This window comes from Defluviimonas salinarum (assembly GCF_026013545.1).
GTDB lineage: Bacteria > Pseudomonadota > Alphaproteobacteria > Rhodobacterales > Rhodobacteraceae > Albidovulum > Albidovulum salinarum.
This window is the reverse complement of sequence record NZ_JAPDOG010000011.1, coordinates 83,629-103,006: the sequence shown is the minus strand read 5'-3', so window position 1 is coordinate 103,006 and position 19,378 is coordinate 83,629. Positions and strand designations below refer to the sequence as shown.

The window sequence follows — 19,378 nt, the reverse complement described above, 5'->3', positions numbered from 1 at the left end:
AAGCGAGCCCTGATTGGATAGCAAGAGGGTCTGGAAATAATTTTTCGCATATCTCCGGGGCGGGAGTAACCCGCCCCGGCCTTCCCCTGTCACGCAGGGGTATTGGGGTTGGAGTCGCCCACATTGGTGCGACGCTTGTCGATCAGCCCCCTCATCTTCATGCCGGAGAGTATCGACGCCTTGGCTCCACCGCTTCCGATCGCGGCGCCCGCACCGGCGCCCGCGGCGGCACCCATCCGGGCCGTCTTCATGTCGACATCAAGCTCGGCATTGGCGCCCATCCATTTCAGGACCCGGGCCGGGAACTCGGCCACGAGGCTGAAGCTGCGCTCGATCATCATCATGTAGACGACCGCGGCCGTCACCGTATAGACGACAAGAGCCGCAAAGGTGATCATGGGGCCGCCGCCGAGGATGCCCGCCAGGGCCTGGTTGACGCCAACATCCATCAGCGCGGTGGTCACCCGGAAGAGAATCATGCCGACCAGGAAGCCGAGAACCATGAGGACCGGCGTCATCAGGAGCGAGAGCAGCATGAGCCAACCCTGGCGCCCGGCTTCGCCGGAGATCCCCTCGCCGTCCATCCGCATGTGGGCAAGCGCCCACAGGTTCACCGCGACGACCGCCTCGATGATCAAGAGGAAGTAGCCGGAAACAGCCATGACCCAGAAGATGAAGGGCGTGAGCGGGAGCACGAAGGTGAGGGTGACGCCGGCCGACATCATGGCCATCGTCGGTATCACGAGCATCGTTGCGATGCCCGCCGGTATGGTGACCCCGGTTCCCAGGATGGTTACACTGGCTCCGGCGGCGACCCCAACACCAAAAAGAATGCCGGAGACGGAGATCATGGTCTTGCCGATAGCCGTAAGACCGATCATCGGGTCGTTCCCCCAGTTCGACGGAGATGTGTTTTCCATCCAGAACGTCACGAGAGAAAACATGTCCCAAGTGAAGCCCGGCACATAGGACAGGAATGAATCCGGGCTTGTCGTGTCATTGAGTTTCTCCAGCTGATCGGTCGACAAACTGAACCCCATGACAGCGAGGCCATTGGTGGAGTTGGCGAAGGCCTGCTGATAGCGGCTCGAGAAAAGGGCCGCTTCCTTGTCGCCCCCCCACGAGCCCCAACCTCCGGCTGCCTCACCTTGGGAGAGGATGTAGATCTGCCGCCCCCCCTCACCGATACTCGGGAGGTAGCTTGAGGCATCGGCTACGGACCTGGCTTCGGTCAGCGAGCTCAACTCGTTGTTCATCCGTGCCATCATCATGTACCAGGAACCGGCACCGATCCAGCCTTCGCCATAACATGTCGTGGGTTTTGCCTCAGCCGAGCCGGAGTTCGCTCCCGCGCCACTGCAGGTGCCTTGAATCCTTTGCCGCATCGCATCCCGCACGCCCTGTCCGGTGAGCTCCACCCGGACGGAGCTGCCCGAGCCGGATGTGGTCGATCCACCCGCGGCGATCCGCATCACCTCCTGCATTCCGGAGGAAAGCACGGCGGACGAAGAATTCATCGCCGTGATGATGCCCTCCGAGAAATCCGGCAGCGGCGCAGAAGAATCTGCGATCTGGGTCATGACGGCCTGGCTTCCGACTGCGCTATAGATCCCGGAATAGAGGGTCTCCATCGAGTCCACATGTGCGGCCTGAAACGCGGAGATCAGGGCATCGATGCTGCTGGCCTGGGCGAGGGTCACCTCGTCGGTGTCGCCTGCCTCGATGACCTTCCAGATGTATTCCGGCAGCTCCGGGCTCGCGTAGGATCCACAGATCCCGTATCTGGGATCACTTCCGCCAACCACTTGCGACATCATCGTCACGCGATGCTGATCATCGCGAAGCCCGGCGCGCTCCAGGAAGCCACGGTCGTCGTAGGGACCGAATTCGACCCTCAACGGGGTTTCGTTCGGCCCGGCCGCTGCAGCGAAGCGGTAGTTCGCCACCGCGGCGCAGACCGCATTATCGAACATGGTCTTCACCGTCGCCTGGTCGATCCTGGCCGGCGCGGCCGCAAGGGCGATCTTGCCGTCGATGATCATCTCCGCCGAGGTCGTCCAGACCAGCGAGGCGATGTTGGTCGCGCCCTTCACCAGGTAGGCGACGCCGGCCTGGCTGAGGTTGTAGCCGCCGAGGTTCGGCACCGGCACGAGAAGCCCGACCGCGAAGATCACCCGGAGCGGCGCCCAGAGCGAGGACCAGCGCGAGCCGAGGACCTGGCCCTCGTGAGCCGATTGCAGGATACCAACGGTCACGTTGTAGAAGAACATCAGCCCGCCGACGACCAGCATGATGATGTTGAAGTAGCCGATGATCGAGGAGAAGACCGTTGGATGCGACTCCCCGAACGCGGGCTGAAAGAGCGGACCGAAGATCTGGTTGAGGAACATCGAGGTGAACGGGTCGCCGAAGTCCGACCCGAAGAGACTCGCAGTCTCCTCTGCCGTCGGCGTCGCGAACGGCGTCTCCTGCGCGACGGCCATGCCGGCCTGCGCCAGCAACACCGCGCCGAGCGCTGCGGCCAGCCCGAGCATCCAGGCGATGCCCGGAGGCGGGGCGTAAGTCCTCTTTGTCAGTCTCATCTGTCTCACCTTCTCCTCCGGGGCGACGCGCGGCCGCACGCCACCGCGCGAATAATACGGACCATCCGTCATGCGGTTTGCGAAAATCCTATCTGAGAATAAAGAAACCACATATGGCTTTGTCGCCAGACGGCCCGCGGCGCTGTGGAGAACCGCGCTGCGCGCCTCAGCCGATCTCGATTTCGATGAAATTGACCGCGTCCGCGAGGCAGGCGGTCGGGTTGCGCACTACGCCGGGTGCGTAGCGGTGGCCGTTGATCGTTACATAGGCGTGCTCTGTGTCGACCACCTTGAGTTCGCCGCCATTGTTGATGAAAAGCCGGTTGCAGGCGCTTCCCTCGAGCCCGTCGATGGCGATCGTGAATGTCTTGAAGGGGGATGCGGAATAGATGGAGATTTCACCACCGAACGGATGGAAGATGGCCGGTCCATCATGGCTGCTGTCAGGGATAAGGCCGAGATCGATGGCTGTCCGGTTCGAGACATCCCGGAAATCCGGCGCATAGCGGAATCCGGCCTGAATCCCGATGGCGATGTTGGTGACGATCTTTGTGAAGTGGTAGGTCTTGTCCACGAAGCGGGACTGCTTGAAGAAGGTGATGCTCCCGACGATAAGCCCGAGCCCGACAGCAAGGATCAGGACGGTCTCGATGAGGGTGAAGCCACGAGGCCTCGCGTTGCTGGTGCGCTGCAGCATTCCGCTTTCTCCATGAGATTCGGATCGTGGATATGGAAAAGCCCCGCCAGGGCGGGGCTTTTCTGTTTTCGCATATCCCGGGATCAGCGGGCGTAGGTGACCGTCAGGTTGCCGTTGGCGCAGTCCGCGGTCTTGGTCGAGTTCGGGCCGAGGTCGGTCGCCGGCAGCGCCATGCGGTTGCAGACCTTTTCGTTGAGGTTCGCGAAGAGCAGGTCGAACTCCTGGTCCTGCGCGATGACCTGCAGGGCGTTGTAGGTCGCGGCCGGAAGAGACGAGGCGGCCGAAACCGCGGCGGTGATGTCCGTGCCGGCGGTGCCGAAGGAGGCGGCCGTGCGGAACTGCGAGCGGACTTCCGAGGAGACGCCCACGGCGACGCGGGTCTTGTCGGTCAGGTCAGACGAGGCCTGGGCCTGCTGGAAGAAGATGATACCGCCGACGATCAGGCCGAGGCCCACGGCGAGGACCAGGACGGTCTCGATGAGGGTGAAGCCGCGCTTACGCATCGCGTTCAGTTTTTTCATGCTCAATTTCCCGTAAATCCCCATTCCGGGGCGTTGATGGATGCCTTTTCCAGGCGTTCGATCAGGCGGCCGGTGGTCTCCTGAAGTGCTCCCATTATCTCCTTCAGGACTATTATTCGCAATTTCGATCCGTGGCCGCCGATCTTGCGATTGTGGATTGTCAAGCCAAAAAATCGGAATTTTCATGCTGCATTGCGCATCTTCCGGATTCGCCGGGAGGGCGTATGCTCTGCAAAAAACAAAGGCCCCGGCTTGCCGGGGCCTTCTGGTGAGTTTTCCGGATTTCCTACTGGGACTGGACCGACGTGGCGATCTGGTCCTGCAGCGCGTAGACGCCGCCGACGATGCCCATGATGGTGAGGAACACCATCATCATGGCCGCGGTCCTGAGCACGGCCATGGTCTTCGAGATGTTGGCCTGGGCGACGTCGATCCAGCTCTTGGAGAGCTTGGCGAGCTGGGCGGAGAGATCCTGGGTCTCGGCAAAGATCTTGATGTTGAGGTTCATCTTCTGGTCCGGCCAGCCGGTTCCGGCCTTGTAGAGCGCGGCGCCGAAGTTGTTGCCGTTCAGCATCTGGTTGCGGACCTTGAACAGGCGATGGGCGACATAGGGCGTGGCGCTCGGGCGCAGCCGGTCAATCGCCTGCACCGCGGGCATCCCGCCCTGGATGAGCGAGGCCATCGACATCAGGAAAGAGATGCCGGTATACATCCGGTAGGTCGAGTAGATCGGCATCTTGTCGGCGATGCCGCGGCCCTTGTCCGCCCAGCGGGGCAGGGAGGCCATGATGATCCCGACGATCGTGAGAAAGACGACGACGGTGGGGATCGCGTAGTGGTTCGCGAAGTTATACATGAAGGTCAGGAATTTGGCCGCCCCCTGCCATTTCTCGATGGGCAGGAGCTGCGCGATCTGCGGCACCACGTTCTTGCCGAAGTAGGTCATGATCCCGTAGACCATGAGAACCAGGACGGCGGGGTAGGCGAGACCTCCGGAAATGGTGGACTTGATCTTCTTCTTCTTCTCGAGCATCTCGAGATATTCCTTGAGGTTGGCGACGAAGTCGTCCGAGTTCTCGATTGCCTCGAAAACCATGACGTCTTCCTGCGGTACCCAGGCCTTCATCGCCTGGCCGAGCGAGAGGCCGTTCTTCATGCCCTGGATGATGTCCTGGAGCACGATCGCGATTGCCTCCTTCGGCTTCTTGCCCTCCATCGAGGCCACGTCCCAGGACATCTGGATCGCATCCGTTTTCGGCATGCCGGTACCGAGAAGGGCGATGAGCTGGTTATACATATCCGTCCGGGCCTTGTAGCCGAACTGGAACTTGGCGACCTTCTTCTCGAAGTTTGTGGGCTTGTAAATCATGCCGTTCTCTTTTCGCAGGCACGGGCTTCGAGGATCGCGACATCCTTCAGAAGCTGTTGATGAAGGGGCATGAGGTCCCGCTCATACTCCGAGAGCGGAGCGATCGCCATTTCGATCTCGTTGATGTCGCACAGGCCGGCGCCGACCTTGGCAAGCGCATGGTGCAGGATCGGCACCCCGCCGAGACCGCCCATACTGGCCGGTTTCAGCCAGTGCTCGCGCATTCCGGCAAGGTCGCCCGCCCTGCGACGGGCCAGCAGGACCGCGTCGGTACGCACGATCTCGGCCGTCACGGCCCGCCCGGCGAAACCCGACTGGCATTCCGCGCAGCCACCTCCGCGAACGAAGAGCCCAGCCTCATCCTTGCGAAGGAGCCGCATGGCACGCTCACCGAGCCCGCGCTCGAGAGTGCCGCTTTCCATGGCCTTGAGAAAGGTGATGCGGCAATTGCCGCAGAGCACTCCGAGCATCTGCTGATGGACGATTCCTCGTATCACGGAGTCTTCGAAATGGTGGGGCGGCACGCCGAACCCGCTCAGACGATCGAGCGCGTCGAACGCGGATGAGGCGCTGATTCCGGCCCAGATTCCATAGCCCACGAGAGCCGCATTGACGGCGCTCTTCGCGGTCTCGTCCGAGTTCGCCCTGCTGAGGATGATGAGTTCGGGATCCTGGTAGAGCGCGAAGCGCATGGCGCCATGAAGGGGGTCGACGGTTTCCTGATTGTCCCGCATCGGGGCAAGCAGGGAGACCGGCACGTCGAATTCCCCCGGATGGGCGACAACGACGGCATGGAAGCGTTCCCCCCCATCGCTCAGGACGAGATCCAGGATTGCCTGCAGGGTCGCCTTCCGGCCGGATCCGGAGAGCCCGGACACCAGGAAGAGCCCGGTCTTTTCCCGGCGCATCGCGTCGATGCCGGCAACGATGCCTGGCGGGAAGCCAAGGATCGCAAGCTTGTTTTCGGCCGATACGCTCATTTTTTCGCATTCTCCTTGGCGGCTTCCTGCTCTTCGAGGATCCTCACATCCTCCAGGAGCCGCGGCCGGAGGAACATGAAGTCGCGCTCGTAGATCGAGAAGAGGTCGACCTCCTCCTCGACCTCGTTGATGTCGCAAAGCCCGGCGCCGACCTTCGAGAGCGCGTGGTGGAGGACCGGGACGCCTCCCAGGCCCTTGTCGTCGACCGGTCTCAGCCAGTATTCGCGCATGCCGATCCGGTCGCCCTTCGAGTAGAGCTCGAGGAGTTTCGGGTCGGTCAGCACGGTTTCGGCGACGACGGTCCGGCCGCCGAGACCCAACTTGCATTTCGGGCAGCCGTCGCCGCGAACGTAAAGTTCGTCCGGGCCCTTGGCGAAGAGATTCATGAGTTTCTCGCCGAGCTCCGGCTCGAGCGAGCCGTTCTTCATGCCCTGGCGGAAGGTGATCCGGCAGCCCTTGCACATCACGCCGGTGAGACGCTGGTAGACGAGGCCCCGCACGACGGTCGGGTCCTCGAGCTTCCAGCTCTCGACGCCAAGGTCGGTGAGACGGTCGAGGATGCCGAGTGCCGCGCCCGCGTGGACAGTGGTCCAAAGAGCGTGGCCGGTCATGACCGCCTGGACCGCCAGCTTGGCGGTTTCGGTCGAGCGGGTCTCGCCGAGAACGATGACGTTGGGGTCCGAGCGCAGCGAGGCCTTCATGGCCTCGACGAAGCCGTCGGTGCCGTCGGGGTTCTTTTTCACCGGCACCTGGATAGCGCCCGGCAGGTCGAGCTCGACCGGTTCCTCGATCGTATACATCGAGATCTCGCGGTGCTTGTCGACGAACATCTTGTTCAGGACCCGCTGGAGCGTGGTCGATTTGCCTGACGACACCTTGCCTGCGAGCACATACATGCCGTTGGTCCGCTTCCGCATCGTCGAGATGTCGGAGATCTGCTGGGCGTTGTAGCCAAGATGATCGATCTCGATCTCGTTGGCGGGCGCCTCGTATTTCAGACGCATGACGAGCGCGCCGCGACCGTCGGAGGTGGGGGAATACTGCAGACGCACCATCTCCACCTTGGGCGGCAGCAGGTTCGATTTTGCCGTGAGGGCGCCCTGCTGGAACGACAGGTCCGAGGAGTTGGTGCCGAGGTCGGAGGCCACGGCGAAGGCGGCCTTGATGAGCGCCATGCCCTCGTCGGACTTGCGCGACCCGAGATCCTTGACCCGGCCGAAAACGCGGATCCGGATCTCGGTGTATTTCTTGAGCACACGGATATGGATGTCCGAGGCACGGTCGCTGCCAGCCTGCCGGATCAGGTCCGCGAGATCGACCTGTCGCTCGAGCTCGAGCGCCTGGGCCTTGCCGCTCTCGGGATCGGAATCCTTGTAGAGGTCGAGGATCGTCGGCGTCTCGACCTCGATGAACTGCGTGAATTCGTAGTTCTTCTTGCGCGCACTGGTCAGGAGCATCTTGACCTCGGCCGACCAGCGCTCGCCGATGGCGATCGCGGCCAGGCCGTTCGAGAACAGCGCCACCTGGCGGCGCTGTCCCTCGGTGATCTGGATGGGGCCTCCCTCACGGGTCAGGAGATCCGCATCACCAATTTTTTCCTTGAGTTCGGCAGCAGACATGATTCCCCCGAAACCGATTACGTGTTCAAGCGTTTCGCTTTTCTCAGCCGCGGATCTGGACCCGGACGGTCTCTCCGCGACGCTTCAGCTTGATGTAGTCCTCGCCGACGAACTCGATGACGGTGTCGTTCGGCAGGGCATCACCGGCGCGCACGCGGATGCGCTCATCACCATGCATGATCACGGCCGTGAAATCGTCGCTGACGCCGTAGACTTCACGAAGCGAGATCGGGATGTCCTTGATCTCCGGTTCGGCCGGCGCCACCTCGGGTGTCTCCGTCAGGATCTCGCCGGCGGGCGCGGGCAGAGCGCCTGGCGCCGCGATACCCAGCGCCGCCAGGGCGGCCATGTCGATCGCCGCCGGATCCGCCAGCGGCGTGATCCCGCCAAGCGTCGGCGCGGGGCGGCCGTCGGCCGCGGCTGCCGCGCCGGGAAGCTCAAAGAAGCTCGATCCGTCGTCGCGGGGGGCGGGGGCGTTGTTGGCCGCGACCGCCTGCTCAAGGTCGGATTTCGCCGCCTCGATCTCCTTTTTCAGTGTTTGCTTGTCGAGTTCCGCGCGCAGCACGACGGGGCTGTTCTCCATCAGTTCCGCGAGTTCGGGATAGGTCTTCTTGAAACCATCGATACCCATGTAGGTGAGCAGTGTGCTGATCGACTCCGCGCGCTTGATCTCGCGGTCGATGATGAGGATGTCTTCCCCGAGATCGGACTGGCGCGAGATGACGCCGAACCGGTCGAGACGCTGCATGTGGTCGCCGACAAGCGGGTCGACATTGTCGGGGGTGGCGCGTGGCTCGCCGGCGGAGGAGGCGTCCGCTTCGGTCTTCTCGATAGCGGCCTCCTCTTCGGTCTGCTCGACCGCGACTTCCCCGATCGTGGCATCCGCCTCGACGGAACCTGCGGGCTCCACGGTTGCGCCAGCGCTTGTGGCCGGGTCCCCGCCGCCAGCGTCAAGCGTGACAATCGGAGCCTCTGCGGGCGCGGGCGCTTCCTGGGCGTGGAGGGGCGCCTGGAAGACGAGGAGGGCCAGGGCGGATGCGCCCATCGGAATAATCAAGTTGCATTTCGTTTTTCGCATGACGGCCTCGATCGATTTAAGGTTCGGTTTTGCTCTCATTCCCTTGCTCCTACTGTTTCGGCACCGGCAGGATCGGCGGGTGGTAGGCCTTCAGGGCAAGGTCCCAACTGCTGGTCTGGACGTTGTATATCAGAACCTGTGGCACCAGTGCCGGAACATCCCTCAGCAAATCCCCATAATTTCGCATCGCGTACGGTGTCTGGATGCGGATGTCGTGGGAATTGAACAGCGGCTTCGCGCCGGCCGCGTCCCGGTTTTCCTGGTTCGGGCGCATCGAGAGCTCGAGGCCGAAGACCTGGAGCCGCTCGCGGACCCAGCTGTCGATCTGGGCTCCACCCCAGGGCTGGTCGGCGAAGGACAGTTCATCGTAAGGAGCGGTGAAGCTGCGCGAGAAGGCCGCCGTCGTCCCGTCCGGGGACATGGTGGGCTGAGGATCCTCCCCGGGGATCGCGGTCCGGAGCCAGGAGAAGCGGCCGCCCATCCGGGACCAGCCCGTCGAGATCGTACCCTGTCCTCCGGAGATGGTGCAGGAGATCGGCTGCGCCTCCCACCCCGGAATCACGATGATGCTCTTTTCGATCTCGCTCATGCAGGTCGAGATGAACAGATCAGCGCGGGTAACGTTGTACCACGGGAAATCCTGGGGTCCGAGACTGACCTGGCTTTCAACCCGCTTTCTCAACTCCTCGAGTTCTCGGAGCTCCTTGGCCTTCATGTTCTGGAAGAACAGGAACCCCCCGGCGGCCACCGCCGCCACGGCCGCCACGAGAGCGATCCGAGGCAGGTTGTCCTTGACCGGGCTGATGCTTTTCAGCTTTTCGCCACCCCGGAAGTCGACGACCTCATGCAGCCGCTCGCCTCTGGTCTGGGCGATACCCCAGTCTTCCGGCGCAAAGACGGACGACCAGTCGGGAGCCTGCAGCTCGGTGAGAAAGATCTCTTCGGCGCGATGGCGACCGGTGATGATCTGGTCCTCGAAGACCTTGCTGTCGCGGATCGAGCCGACCCACCAGAGATCCTTGCTCTCGTCGAGGCGGAACACGCCGATCCAGCGCGGACCTGTGATTGCGGGGGACAGGAGCGTGACGAGCGCCTTCATCCCGGATTTGTGGCCGAGATCGGGGCTTCCGAGGCCGACAAAACCGGTCTTCTTGGTGTCCGTGTAGAACTGGTAGTTGACCGTTCTCGAGGCAGGATCCTCGGCGCTCTGTTCGTTGAGATCCCGTATCTGCGCCTTGACCGTCTTGTCCTCGTCCCTGGTCGTCCAGCTGAGGCCGAGGGCGGCCTTCTTCTTGCCGAAGGCAATGACGCCCGGCTCGTCCATGAAGATGTCCGGCGAGGTCGAGATCGACTTCTTCAACTCCGCCGCGGATGCGGCACTAGCGGAGAAGGACAGCGATTTCATGGACGTGCCCTTCGAGGCCTTGGGCGTGGCCTTCTTTGAACGGGGGTTCTCCGGAACGAACCCGTCGCCGGCCTCCCCGACCTCGGGAGCGGTCTTCCGGCCCAAGACCCTGGCGAACCGGCGCGGTTTCACCTCGCCTTCCGGCGCCCCGTCGTCGGTCGTTTTTTCGCGCTTCCTGAACTTCATTCCATTATCCTCGGATCCTTGAGGTCATCCAAGCCGGGCGCCTGCGGGACGCCCGGCGGCGCGGCCATTACCGGGAAGCGCTCGAACGGCCGATGATGTGCGGCGTGATCATCATCACGGTCGCCACACGCTGGTTGGCGGTCCTCTTCGACCCGCCGAAACCGGACAGGCCGACGACGCTGCCCTTGCCGTCCGAAGAGACGCGACGGCGTTCGAACCCGGCGAGAACCAGCGTCTGTCCGTTCTCGAGAACCGCCTGCTGTTCAAATGAGGTCGTCGAGATCTCGGGCAACTGCACGGCCTCGTTGCCGTCACCGAAGGTCTTGATGTCGTTCAGCTCCGAGAGCCGGACCGTGTACTGGACCATGATGTCGCGGTTGTTCATCACCCGCGGGAAGAGCTGCATCTGGAAGCCGGTGGTGACGGTGTCGGGCGTGCGCAGGATGCGCTCGTTTCCGTTGTCATCCTGCTCGATCGCGATTTCCTTCAGGTAGGCGAACTGATCCACGACCTCGATCGGAGCCACGCGGTTGTTGGAGGTGGTCGCGCCCGCCCGGGTGGCAACCGAGACCTTGCCCTGGCTGGCGAGGGCGTTGACCACCGCGCCGAGGCTGAAATCACCCCGGATCAGGCCGATATTGTAGGAACCGATATCGGTGCCGGACGCATCGAAGACATCAGGGCCGATCCGGATCGCGCCATCGGACCCCTTGGCGAGCGCGCCGCCGAGATCGAGGCCGAAGGACTGTTCGTCGTTCAGGGCGACGGTCAGGACATTGACGTCGAAGGAGATCTGTTGTCCGAGCGTGCCGTTGAGCTCCTTGATGTATTCCTCGACGCGGTTCTGGTCGCTGACCTTCGCGGTAACGGTGACGAGGCCCGTGGTCGAGCCGATCGCGACCGTCGCCTGGTCCCCGATCAGGCCCTGGAGGGTATCCCTGACCTCGACCCAGACGTCAGAGTTGACGGCGGAGGTGGTCGAGATCGAGTTTGCGCCGATCGCCGACGACGACTGGGCCGTGCTCGGCAGCGCGGTAATCTGGTACTTCCGGGTGACGTAGTCGCGGAAGAGGATGCGGCCGTCGGAGTAACTCCACTCGACCTCGAAGGTCGCCGTCACCTGGTTCAGCACGTCGGAGAGCGACCCGCGAAGGTTGGGGCGCATCGTTACTTCGGAGCCGCCCGAAGAGGCGGGCCGGGATGCCGAGGCGCGGCCATTGGTCGGCGCCGGGCGGCCGCCCGCCTCAGCCTCGATCTCGGTGTCAGCCTCGGAGGACACATCGCTCGCCGAGCGAAGCTCCTCGCCGAAACCGGAGACGAGGTTGCCGGTCGGGCCAAGCGCCATCACGTGGGGGATGCTGGTGATCTCCGAGAGGCGCTGCGCGATCTCCGGCAGCGTCATCGGGTCGCGGCTCTCGAGGCGGATGGCGCCCGCGGCCTGGAAGCGGGCCGGCAGGAGCGCCGAGGAGTTGTGCCGCTCGGGCGAGGCGCCGACGAAGACGCCTTCGGAAAACTGGGCGCCGCCGGCGCGAAGGGCGTTGCGGCCACCAAGTCGCGACAGGCCGGAATCGACCATCGACTCCGAGCGGTCAAGCCGCCCGGAGCGGTCGCCGGTATTGGCACAACCCACGAGTGCGATGGTGGACGCGGCGGCCAGAAGGATGACTTTCGTTTTCATGGTTTTCAGACCTTTTCTCGTGCCGCTCAGTTGCTGCTCAGGGGCTGGTTTTCGATATGAAGAACCCGGTTCCCGCGATGGAATGTGGCCATGAGCTCCGGATTGCCGTTGTAGATCGAGTCGATCAGGCGTGAGGCCGATTCCTCGAACCCGCCCGAGAAGGTGGCAGAGGCGCGCATGCGATAATCCACCGGGCTGTCCCAGATCAGGGTCCAGCCGGAAACCCGCGTCCAGCCCTCGAGTGTCGACTTCAGTGACGTACCCGCCATGACCACCCACTGGTCCTGGGTCGTGGCCGCCGGGGCTGCGGAGATGGCCCCAACATCCGCGCTTGCCGTGCCAGCGAGACCGCTCAGGGCCACGGCGGCGAGGGCGGCAAGCCCGATGCGCGATTTCAGCTTCATGTCTGACGACGTTTTCATTCCTGTTTCCTCTTGAAGGTCGCCGTCAGAGGCGACGCGATCTCGGTTGGGGGCGGGGGGATGACACTGGTGCATACGGGCTCGACGGCATCTCGGCCTGGACAGCCTCCTCCGGCGCCCCGGTGTCGGTCTCGGCGCCCGGAGCCGCCCCGGAGACGAGGATCTCGCCGCCCGTCACGGGTTCGTCGGACAGATCGAGGGCCGGGACGCCGTCAGTGAGACTGGCTTGCCGCCCGGCGATCCGGTCGCCCGTCTCGAATTCCACATAGATGTCACCCGGGATCGACGAGATCTCGGTCACGCGGCCAAACTGGCCGACGACGGTGCCGACGGCGACCTCGAAACCGGAGCCGGGAAGCGCCACATTGCCGACCGAGATCGCTCCGGTTGCGTCGACCGTGACCTCCCAGCCCTCGAGCGTGACGTCACGGCCATTGCCGACATCAACAACGCGTGGCTGCCGCGGGGCGTCTTCCGACAGCTCGGCGAGCAATTCCTCGGGGCTGCGGCCGGCGAGTTCATCGCTGAGACTCGGAACGCCCCCCAGGTCACGCTGAGGATTGATATTCGCAGATTCCGGATCCTTCATCATCTGAGCCATGAGGGCGATGGCTTCGATCTGGTCGGGGGACATCTGCGACATCGCCCGGATCGCCTCGGGCGAGAGGATAAAGTCGGAGAAGCCTTCACTCGCCGGCGCGGACGGTGCGGGTTCGGGCGGTTCGGACGCGTCCGGGATCGCGGGAGAAAAGACGCCGTTGCTGAACTGCACCGGACCATCCATCTGGCGCTCGCGCGTGTAATCGCCGAGGTAGTCGCCGCTGAGCAGGGCACTTACCCGCTCGAGGTCGATATCGCCGTCATCCGCCACATAGCGCTCCGCTATGCGGCCGCGGATCATCTCGATCACGCGATGCGAGGGGTCCTCGGCCACGGCTGCCTCAGCCGCCTTGCCGTTTGTCGCGACGATCCTGCGCGCCCACTCATCGGTCAGGCCGCCAACCACCGCCGGGTCCGCAGGCGTCTCGTCGGGGAGAATGAAGGGCGGAAGGTCGGGCGCCGCTTCCTGCGCGAAAGCCAGGGGCGCAGCCGCGGCCATGAGCGCGCAGCCAATGCCGACAATCCACCCGGCGGTACTCTGGACCGGTTTCATCATTTGTCACCTGCGCCGGAAGTGCGTTTCTTTTTCACATCGCCCACGGCCTTGCCGACCGCCTCGATGCGATCTCGAGTAAAGACCTCCTCGATCAGGCCATGACGGGCGAAGACCCCGAGCGATGCGAGGATGTTGAAGCGGAAGATCTCGTATTCCTCCGGGATGCTCCCCGAGAAGATATCGTCGAGAGCCTCGGGGTTGCGGTTGGCAAGGTCGATGAGGGCGCTCAGCCGCAGGTCGGCCGGGAGATAGGCCAGAACCCTGAGGCAGCTGCTGCGGACGAAGGAGCGCGCAGCGGTATCGCGGCGCAACATCGCGTTCGAAGCCATGATGACCGACATGATGCGCGGCACGGCTCCGCTGACGCCACCACGGCGGGGCGCCACCCAGGTCTCGGACGCGGCGATCTCGTCGGACGCGCCGATCAGCGCGGAAACGACCGTTTCGGGCAGTGCTCCAGCCCCTCCGGGAGCGCCGGCATCAAAGCGTTTGGCAGTCGTTCCGCGCGTCATGTGATCATTGTCTTTTTTCATGAGGATCTTTTTTTCACAAATTTGCCCAGTACGCAATTTGCGCCCAGGAGTCGCTGGCTCAATTATGTGGAAAACGTCATGTGGGACCGTATAACTCACTGTAAGTAAATAATTATCCGTCATATTGGCTTTGGACGATTTCGCGCGTCGCGGGTATTCTTCAAGAAATGTCGCCAGCCTGCCGGAGGTCCCATGTCAAGCCTGAACGAGACGGAGAGCGTCCGCCTGGATCTCGATACCGATTTCAGGGCGCGCGTCCTGCTCGAGGTCGGCATGCGCTGCCCTCACCAGTTCTCCCGTAACGGCCGCACCTTTCCGGCTGGCACCGCGTTTCTCAGCCAGGTCCTTGTCCGCGACTTGCTCAAGCTCGGCCTGTTCTCGCTGAATATCCACTCGATGGCCGGTCTTGACGAGCGCGCGTCAGGCATGCCTGTCTCGTTCGCCAGAATTCCCTCGTCGCTGCTCGGGATCGGGCTCCACTATGCCATCGATGTCGCGCCGAGGGATCCGGACTCGCCCGATGGGGCTCCGGTCGTTCTAATCGACGATCTCGAGCGCCACGTGCAGCGGATCGAGGCTCATTTCGGGCCGGTCGATATCGATATGGGCCTGGTAGCGCGGGTCGCGCAATGCGCACATGACGCAACGGCCGTCCCTGAGGCCGCGGCCGAAGGGGGGTATGCGGGATGAGCGGGCCGTCCCAGCCCGGGCAGCCCGGCGACGACCAGGAGCTCTTCAAGCTCGCCATCGCGGGCCTGATCTGCTTTTTCATCGTCATCGCCATCATTGCCGCCCAGGAGATGCGCATCAACGCCTTCATCGGCGCGGTGACCTGGCTGCACACGCTGCCCTTCGCCACGGCGGCCAGGTACCTGCCCTTTCTGCAGGATATTCCGTTCATCGGATCCTGGCTTTTCGACCAGTCCCTCCTGGCCCACAAGTTCCTTGGCCAGGGCGGCTATGCGGCGATGACCCCGGAGCAGCGCACGGCGGTCCTGGTCGCCGGGGGGCGCGCCGCGTCTATCCTCTACGGCGCCAGCTTCGTCTGGATCGCCCTTAACGGAAAGGAGTTCCGGGTCGACCAGAAGTACCGGACGAGCCACACGTTGGAGAGCATGATCTGGGTGCAGTCCGAGAACTGGATGACCTCGCGGATCGCGCGCCACATGAACCCGCTCAAGGGCAAGGAGATCTCTGCGCGCCGGATCGCGGAAAGCGTCGCGGGCAAGTACGGCGAGGGGGCAAAGATGCCAGGTTTCGCGATCCCGCGCCGCCTGATCGCGCTGCAGCCCGGTACATGGAACAGGGCGCTCAGGCCCGAGGAATGGCTCATCGCCAATGGCCTGGCCTTCGATCCCGGCCGCTACAGCGTGATGACCGGCGGCGACGAGAGTGTGCGCGACAGCGACTTCGAATTTCGCGGTCGATGGGAAGAGCTCGATCTCGAGACCGTCTCGGAGGTGCTTTCGGCCCAGCTCCGCACGCCCTGGACGGGTCCGGCCGACCTTCGGCCTTGCCACAAGGCGCTGTTCGCGGTCATGGCGCTCTTTTACGCCTACGATATCGACGGCGGCAACAAGCTCCTGTCTGAGCTCGGCATCCTCGCGGATGCCATGAAGGCGAAGCGGGGCAGCATGGATGGCGCCCTCCTTTCGGAGCGGGGGATGGCCGCGAAGATCGACAAGATCGTCCTCGGCACCCCCGGCAAGACGCTCGCGCGCGCCGCAGGGCACCACGCCTGGGTCGAATCCGCCTTTCCGACCTTCCTTGCCAAGGCGCGCAAGGACCGGGGCGTCCTGCCACCCGCTGCCTTCCTGTGGCTGAAGGCGGAGGACCGGCTGATGTGGTACATCCTCAACAATGTCGGCAACGAGGCGGTCATGATCGAAGCCGCGGGCGCGCTTGCGCATTCGCGCGCGGAGACGCAGATTTCCCGCCCGATCCGCAGGCCGGCGGTCTACCAGGCCGCCCGCGCGCTTCTCGAGGACTATCTCGACATGACGCCAGAGCGTATAGATCTGCGCAAGCAGCGCGCCGTGCGTCACCGGACCCCGGGCGACCAGATCGAGATGATCCGCGGCAGCATCCTCGGCGTCGAGACTGCCGCCGATATCGACGGGATCGACGGATGATTGCGCATCTCGCCATCGCTGCGATCGCCGCTACGGTCTGCGCGGCGGCCGCCGAGGCCGGGCTCAGGCTGACCGCTGGTCCCGGCACCGGCATTCCCCGTTGGCATTTTGCCGCCGCCGCCTTTCTTGGCGCCTCGCCTGCGCTCCTGCTCGGCGCGCAAGCCCAGGTCCTCGAAATCGCCGTCGTGGCGGTACTTGGGGCGATGCTCCTGACGGGTGCGATGATCGACAGGGCGAGCGGATGGGCGCCGGACCTGGTCGTGGGGCCGGCTGTCGCCGCCGCGCTCGCGACGGGAGGTATCCTCGGCTCCTGGGGTGGGGATCCGGCCTGGCTCCTGGTTGGGGGCGTGGCGGCCTATATCGCTGCCCAGGGTCTTTGGATGGCCGCGCAGTGGCGGTTTCCGGAGCGAATGATCCCGCCGCCCGCCGATCTTCTCGCGCTCACGATTCCGGTGATGATCTTCGGGCTCACGCCGGCAATGGTCGCGGTCATGATGACAATATCCGCAATACTCGCTCTGTGCATGAAGTCCGATGAAATTCTTTCGCTGTTTTCCAGGCAGGAAGTTGTTGATGAGGTTTTGAAAGAAGTTCTCGGAAATGATATGAATAACGAAAGAGCTATTACATTTCTCGCACTTTCCTTTCCGGTCACGTGGCTTGCCGCCGCGATCGGGATCCTCTTGTGAACTGGAGCTGACGCCATGCTGCCCCTGATCCCCGCATTCATCGCGTTGACGCTCGTCATCGGCTACGTCCTTGCGCCCAAGGACCGGGATCCGGACGAGCGCCTGCCTGCGGCGATCTCGACCAATCTGCTTATGCAGCACAGCTCGGCGGTCGAGATCGCGGATCGCAACGACATGAGTTATGGCAGCGTGACCGGATCGGTCGGCGGACCGTTCCGCGACATGGCGGAATGGGAGAGCCGGGTGGTCAGCAGCGGCTCGCGCACCATCGTTGTCACCTACGCGCACGGCGACCCGGAAGACCGGAATGTCTTGCGCGCATTCGGCCAGATCTCTGACGAGACACTGGTCCGGATGCCGAAAACCTATGCCGGGCGCTACGAGTTCGATGGCGCCGGCACCGGCGGCTATGTCGACGGCCAGGACTTCACCGACCTGGTCATCCCGGTCGGGAACCACGTTCCGGTTGTCGTGACGGTGATCCGCGAGACACCGCCGGCTCCGCCCGGCGGCGGGGGCGGCAATGGCGGGACGGGCGGATCGGATGGCGGCATCTCGAGCGAGGAAAGCCAGACGTGAGCCGTGGGAGCGCGGCGGCAGAACACGGGCCGGGCCCTGGCGACCGGCCGCAATTCGGGGAAACGGAGCGAAGACGAAGATGATGATGCGAAAAACAAGAAGAATGATGCGCATGCGCCAGCGGGGGGCCCTGCTTCTCGAGGCCATACTGGCGCTCGGCGTCGCCGCTTCCCTCGTCGGGCTTTCGGCCGCCTTCATCGCGCAGGAAAAGGAAAAGCAGGAGGAGATCATGATCGCCTCCGAGCAGGGCGTGATCCTGGCCGCGGCGCGCAACTTCGTCCAGCAGAACTACAACGCCATCCGTCTCGATCTCTTCAAGGAGGCCGAAACCGGCGGCAGCGCCATTCTTGCCTACCCGATGCAGAAACTGGCTGACGAGGGGTACCTTCCGGCCTCGTTCTCCGGCGACGGCGTCCTCGGGCACATGTATGGCCAACAATACGCACTGATCGCGCGCGCGGTCGACCGTGCCGACACCGGCACGCCCCAGGTCACCCTGTCGCATGGCGATCTTGACCCGATGAGCACCGGGGGTATCGACGGAGTGCTTGTCGACAGCGATCCCGCGAATGGCGAGATGGAGATCGAGGCGCTCCTTGTGACCTATGGCGGCGATCCGGTCCGTCTCGGCGATGGTGGCGACATCATCGGCCGGCTCGACTCCACCTTTGGTGGCTATGTCAGCGAGGCCGGCACCGCGCGTGGGCCCTACGCGAACTTCGTCATGGACATCACGAGCTTCGCGGCGCTTGCCGAGTATCCGGATCCTGGCCATTTCGCGGGACTCGTCTCGCTCTCCTCCTTTGGGGTTCTCGGTTCCGACGCCGCTTCCGACGGGGTTCCCGATCCGCTGCGGCGCTGCGATGGCGTGAACATCGCCAGCCAGGAATATGCCGACTGCCTGGCCTCCAACGAGATCTATGCCGACATCGTCCTCAATCACCACGACACCAACGGCGATGGGATCGCCGACCGGTTCCCGGCCCTGCGCGGGGTGACCATGCTCGACTGCGCCGATAGCGGCAATACCGGCGTCCAGAACGAGTTCCTGATCGATTGCGCCACCACCAGGATGACCGGCAACCTGGCCGTGGCGGGCCCAGATGCCGATATCGGCGCCCTCGGGATCCGCGCCGACCGCGTCACCTTCGGTGGCGACGACGTGCTGGTGCGCCAGACGGTGGGTGCCGCCGACGAGAACATCGTCCAGCCCGACCGCGTTGTCATCGACCAGGTCAATGGCGGCCAGGATCTCTCGGAGACGATCGTCGACACGCGCGTGGTCCGTGCCGGCCAGACCGTGGCGAAGCCCATCTGCCCTGCGACAACCATTGATGGCGTGACCCCGATGGAGCCGCGCATCTATCCCTCGCCGGCCGCATATTCCGACCCGAGGGGCCGCGCCATCGTCGGCGTGCGCGCCTTCGCCGAGGATGTCGACGCCACCAACTGGCGGGTCCGCCTGATGGTCTTCGTGGGCCAGGATTTCTGCACGAATGACGTGAGCAGCCCGCTTTCGACCTCGATTGGCTACCACGTGAACGGCGCCCCGGACGTCGCCGGAACCTGCACCGGTTTCGACGGGGCCGGGGTCCAGAACACCGGCGATCTGGCCGATGGGAGCGCAGACGTCTACGAGCTCGACAGCAGCTTCGGCGCGGTGGTCGTACAGACCCGGTGCTACTGATGTTCCGGCGTCCGACGGCACCGGTTGCGGAAACCGCTCCGCCAGGCCCGGCCGCGCAAGCGGCC

Annotated in this window: 18 protein-coding genes; 5 read left to right on the top strand and 13 right to left on the bottom strand. The window is 64.0% G+C overall.

Annotation, left to right across the window (positions count from 1 at the left end):
• Positions 1–89: 89 nt before the first annotated feature.
• From OM960_RS13420 to OM960_RS13360, 13 genes are all read right to left on the bottom strand, one after another.
• On the bottom strand, positions 90–2,582 hold the full coding sequence (locus OM960_RS13420; RefSeq protein ID WP_264772312.1) for a DotA/TraY family protein: 2,493 nt from the start codon (positions 2,580–2,582) through the stop codon (positions 90–92).
• A gap of 166 nt (positions 2,583–2,748) precedes the next feature.
• On the bottom strand, positions 2,749–3,279 hold the full coding sequence (locus OM960_RS13415) for a hypothetical protein (protein ID WP_264772311.1): 531 nt from the start codon (positions 3,277–3,279) through the stop codon (positions 2,749–2,751).
• Positions 3,280–3,362: 83 nt separating this feature from the next.
• A complete protein-coding gene (locus tag OM960_RS13410) occupies positions 3,363–3,800 on the bottom strand; it encodes a PulJ/GspJ family protein (RefSeq protein WP_264772310.1) in 438 nt (145 codons plus the stop codon).
• A gap of 2 nt (positions 3,801–3,802) precedes the next feature.
• The gene (locus OM960_RS13405) at positions 3,803–3,964 is read right to left on the bottom strand and encodes a hypothetical protein (protein ID WP_264772309.1); all 162 of its coding nucleotides are present in this window, start codon (positions 3,962–3,964) and stop codon (positions 3,803–3,805) included.
• 122 nt (positions 3,965–4,086) lie between these two features.
• Positions 4,087–5,169, bottom strand: a complete 1,083-nt coding sequence (locus tag OM960_RS13400) for a type II secretion system F family protein (RefSeq protein ID WP_264772308.1) — start codon at positions 5,167–5,169, stop codon at positions 4,087–4,089.
• A complete protein-coding gene (locus OM960_RS13395; protein ID WP_264772307.1) occupies positions 5,166–6,149 on the bottom strand; it encodes an ATPase, T2SS/T4P/T4SS family in 984 nt (327 codons plus the stop codon). The genes OM960_RS13400 and OM960_RS13395 overlap by 4 nt, the downstream gene beginning before the upstream one ends.
• The gene (locus tag OM960_RS13390) at positions 6,146–7,768 is read right to left on the bottom strand and encodes a GspE/PulE family protein (RefSeq protein WP_264772306.1); all 1,623 of its coding nucleotides are present in this window, start codon (positions 7,766–7,768) and stop codon (positions 6,146–6,148) included. The genes OM960_RS13395 and OM960_RS13390 overlap by 4 nt, the downstream gene beginning before the upstream one ends.
• A 43-nt stretch (positions 7,769–7,811) precedes the next feature.
• Positions 7,812–8,813, bottom strand: coding sequence for a hypothetical protein (locus OM960_RS13385; RefSeq protein WP_264772305.1), 1,002 nt, complete (start codon positions 8,811–8,813; stop codon positions 7,812–7,814).
• A gap of 82 nt (positions 8,814–8,895) precedes the next feature.
• Positions 8,896–10,437, bottom strand: coding sequence for a type 4b pilus protein PilO2 (gene pilO2 / locus OM960_RS13380; protein ID WP_264772304.1), 1,542 nt, complete (start codon positions 10,435–10,437; stop codon positions 8,896–8,898).
• 67 nt (positions 10,438–10,504) lie between these two features.
• Positions 10,505–12,115, bottom strand: a complete 1,611-nt coding sequence (locus tag OM960_RS13375) for a secretin GspD/PilQ domain-containing protein (protein WP_264772303.1) — start codon at positions 12,113–12,115, stop codon at positions 10,505–10,507.
• A 26-nt stretch (positions 12,116–12,141) separates the two neighbouring features.
• Positions 12,142–12,537: a toxin co-regulated pilus biosynthesis Q family protein gene (locus OM960_RS13370; protein WP_264772302.1), complete on the bottom strand. Its 396-nt coding sequence runs from the start codon at positions 12,535–12,537 to the stop codon at positions 12,142–12,144.
• A 25-nt stretch (positions 12,538–12,562) separates the two neighbouring features.
• Positions 12,563–13,690: a hypothetical protein gene (locus OM960_RS13365; protein WP_264772301.1), complete on the bottom strand. Its 1,128-nt coding sequence runs from the start codon at positions 13,688–13,690 to the stop codon at positions 12,563–12,565.
• Positions 13,690–14,325 carry a hypothetical protein gene (locus OM960_RS13360; protein ID WP_264772300.1) on the bottom strand — a complete coding sequence of 212 codons (636 nt, stop codon included), beginning with the start codon at positions 14,323–14,325 and terminating at the stop codon, positions 13,690–13,692. Before OM960_RS13360 ends, OM960_RS13365 begins: the two co-directional genes overlap by 1 nt.
• A 93-nt stretch (positions 14,326–14,418) precedes the next feature.
• Here OM960_RS13360 and OM960_RS13355 point away from each other — a divergent pair, with 93 nt between their 5' ends.
• From OM960_RS13355 to OM960_RS13335, 5 genes are all read left to right on the top strand, one after another.
• On the top strand, positions 14,419–14,916 hold the full coding sequence (locus OM960_RS13355; RefSeq protein ID WP_264772299.1) for a DUF2608 domain-containing protein: 498 nt from the start codon (positions 14,419–14,421) through the stop codon (positions 14,914–14,916).
• Positions 14,913–16,358: a secretion/conjugation apparatus DotM-related subunit gene (locus OM960_RS13350; RefSeq protein WP_264772298.1), complete on the top strand. Its 1,446-nt coding sequence runs from the start codon at positions 14,913–14,915 to the stop codon at positions 16,356–16,358. Before OM960_RS13355 ends, OM960_RS13350 begins: the two co-directional genes overlap by 4 nt.
• Positions 16,359–16,561: 203 nt before the next feature.
• On the top strand, positions 16,562–17,047 hold the full coding sequence (locus OM960_RS13345; RefSeq protein WP_264772297.1) for a hypothetical protein: 486 nt from the start codon (positions 16,562–16,564) through the stop codon (positions 17,045–17,047).
• A gap of 15 nt (positions 17,048–17,062) precedes the next feature.
• Positions 17,063–17,626 (top strand): hypothetical protein, encoded by a 564-nt coding sequence (locus OM960_RS13340; RefSeq protein WP_264772296.1) that lies wholly within the window; start codon positions 17,063–17,065, stop codon positions 17,624–17,626.
• A 103-nt stretch (positions 17,627–17,729) separates the two neighbouring features.
• On the top strand, positions 17,730–19,313 hold the full coding sequence (locus OM960_RS13335) for a hypothetical protein (protein ID WP_264772295.1): 1,584 nt from the start codon (positions 17,730–17,732) through the stop codon (positions 19,311–19,313).
• The last annotated feature ends 65 nt before the right edge of the window (positions 19,314–19,378 follow it).

Coding starts and splice junctions, on each gene's coding strand:
- OM960_RS13420 (WP_264772312.1), bottom strand. CDS start 2,582: ATGAGACTGACAAAGAGGACTTACGCCCCGCCTCCGGGCATCGCCTGG.
- OM960_RS13415 (WP_264772311.1), bottom strand. CDS start 3,279: ATGCTGCAGCGCACCAGCAACGCGAGGCCTCGTGGCTTCACCCTCATC.
- OM960_RS13410 (WP_264772310.1), bottom strand. CDS start 3,800: ATGAAAAAACTGAACGCGATGCGTAAGCGCGGCTTCACCCTCATCGAG.
- OM960_RS13400 (WP_264772308.1), bottom strand. CDS start 5,169: ATGATTTACAAGCCCACAAACTTCGAGAAGAAGGTCGCCAAGTTCCAG.
- OM960_RS13395 (WP_264772307.1), bottom strand. CDS start 6,149: ATGAGCGTATCGGCCGAAAACAAGCTTGCGATCCTTGGCTTCCCGCCA.
- OM960_RS13390 (WP_264772306.1), bottom strand. CDS start 7,768: ATGTCTGCTGCCGAACTCAAGGAAAAAATTGGTGATGCGGATCTCCTG.
- OM960_RS13385 (WP_264772305.1), bottom strand. CDS start 8,813: ATGGGCGCATCCGCCCTGGCCCTCCTCGTCTTCCAGGCGCCCCTCCAC.
- pilO2 (WP_264772304.1), bottom strand. CDS start 10,437: ATGAAGTTCAGGAAGCGCGAAAAAACGACCGACGACGGGGCGCCGGAA.
- OM960_RS13375 (WP_264772303.1), bottom strand. CDS start 12,115: ATGAAAACGAAAGTCATCCTTCTGGCCGCCGCGTCCACCATCGCACTC.
- OM960_RS13370 (WP_264772302.1), bottom strand. CDS start 12,537: ATGAAAACGTCGTCAGACATGAAGCTGAAATCGCGCATCGGGCTTGCC.
- OM960_RS13365 (WP_264772301.1), bottom strand. CDS start 13,690: ATGAAACCGGTCCAGAGTACCGCCGGGTGGATTGTCGGCATTGGCTGC.
- OM960_RS13355 (WP_264772299.1), top strand. CDS start 14,419: ATGTCAAGCCTGAACGAGACGGAGAGCGTCCGCCTGGATCTCGATACC.
- OM960_RS13350 (WP_264772298.1), top strand. CDS start 14,913: ATGAGCGGGCCGTCCCAGCCCGGGCAGCCCGGCGACGACCAGGAGCTC.
- OM960_RS13345 (WP_264772297.1), top strand. CDS start 16,562: ATGCTCCTGACGGGTGCGATGATCGACAGGGCGAGCGGATGGGCGCCG.
- OM960_RS13340 (WP_264772296.1), top strand. CDS start 17,063: ATGCTGCCCCTGATCCCCGCATTCATCGCGTTGACGCTCGTCATCGGC.
- OM960_RS13335 (WP_264772295.1), top strand. CDS start 17,730: ATGATGCGCATGCGCCAGCGGGGGGCCCTGCTTCTCGAGGCCATACTG.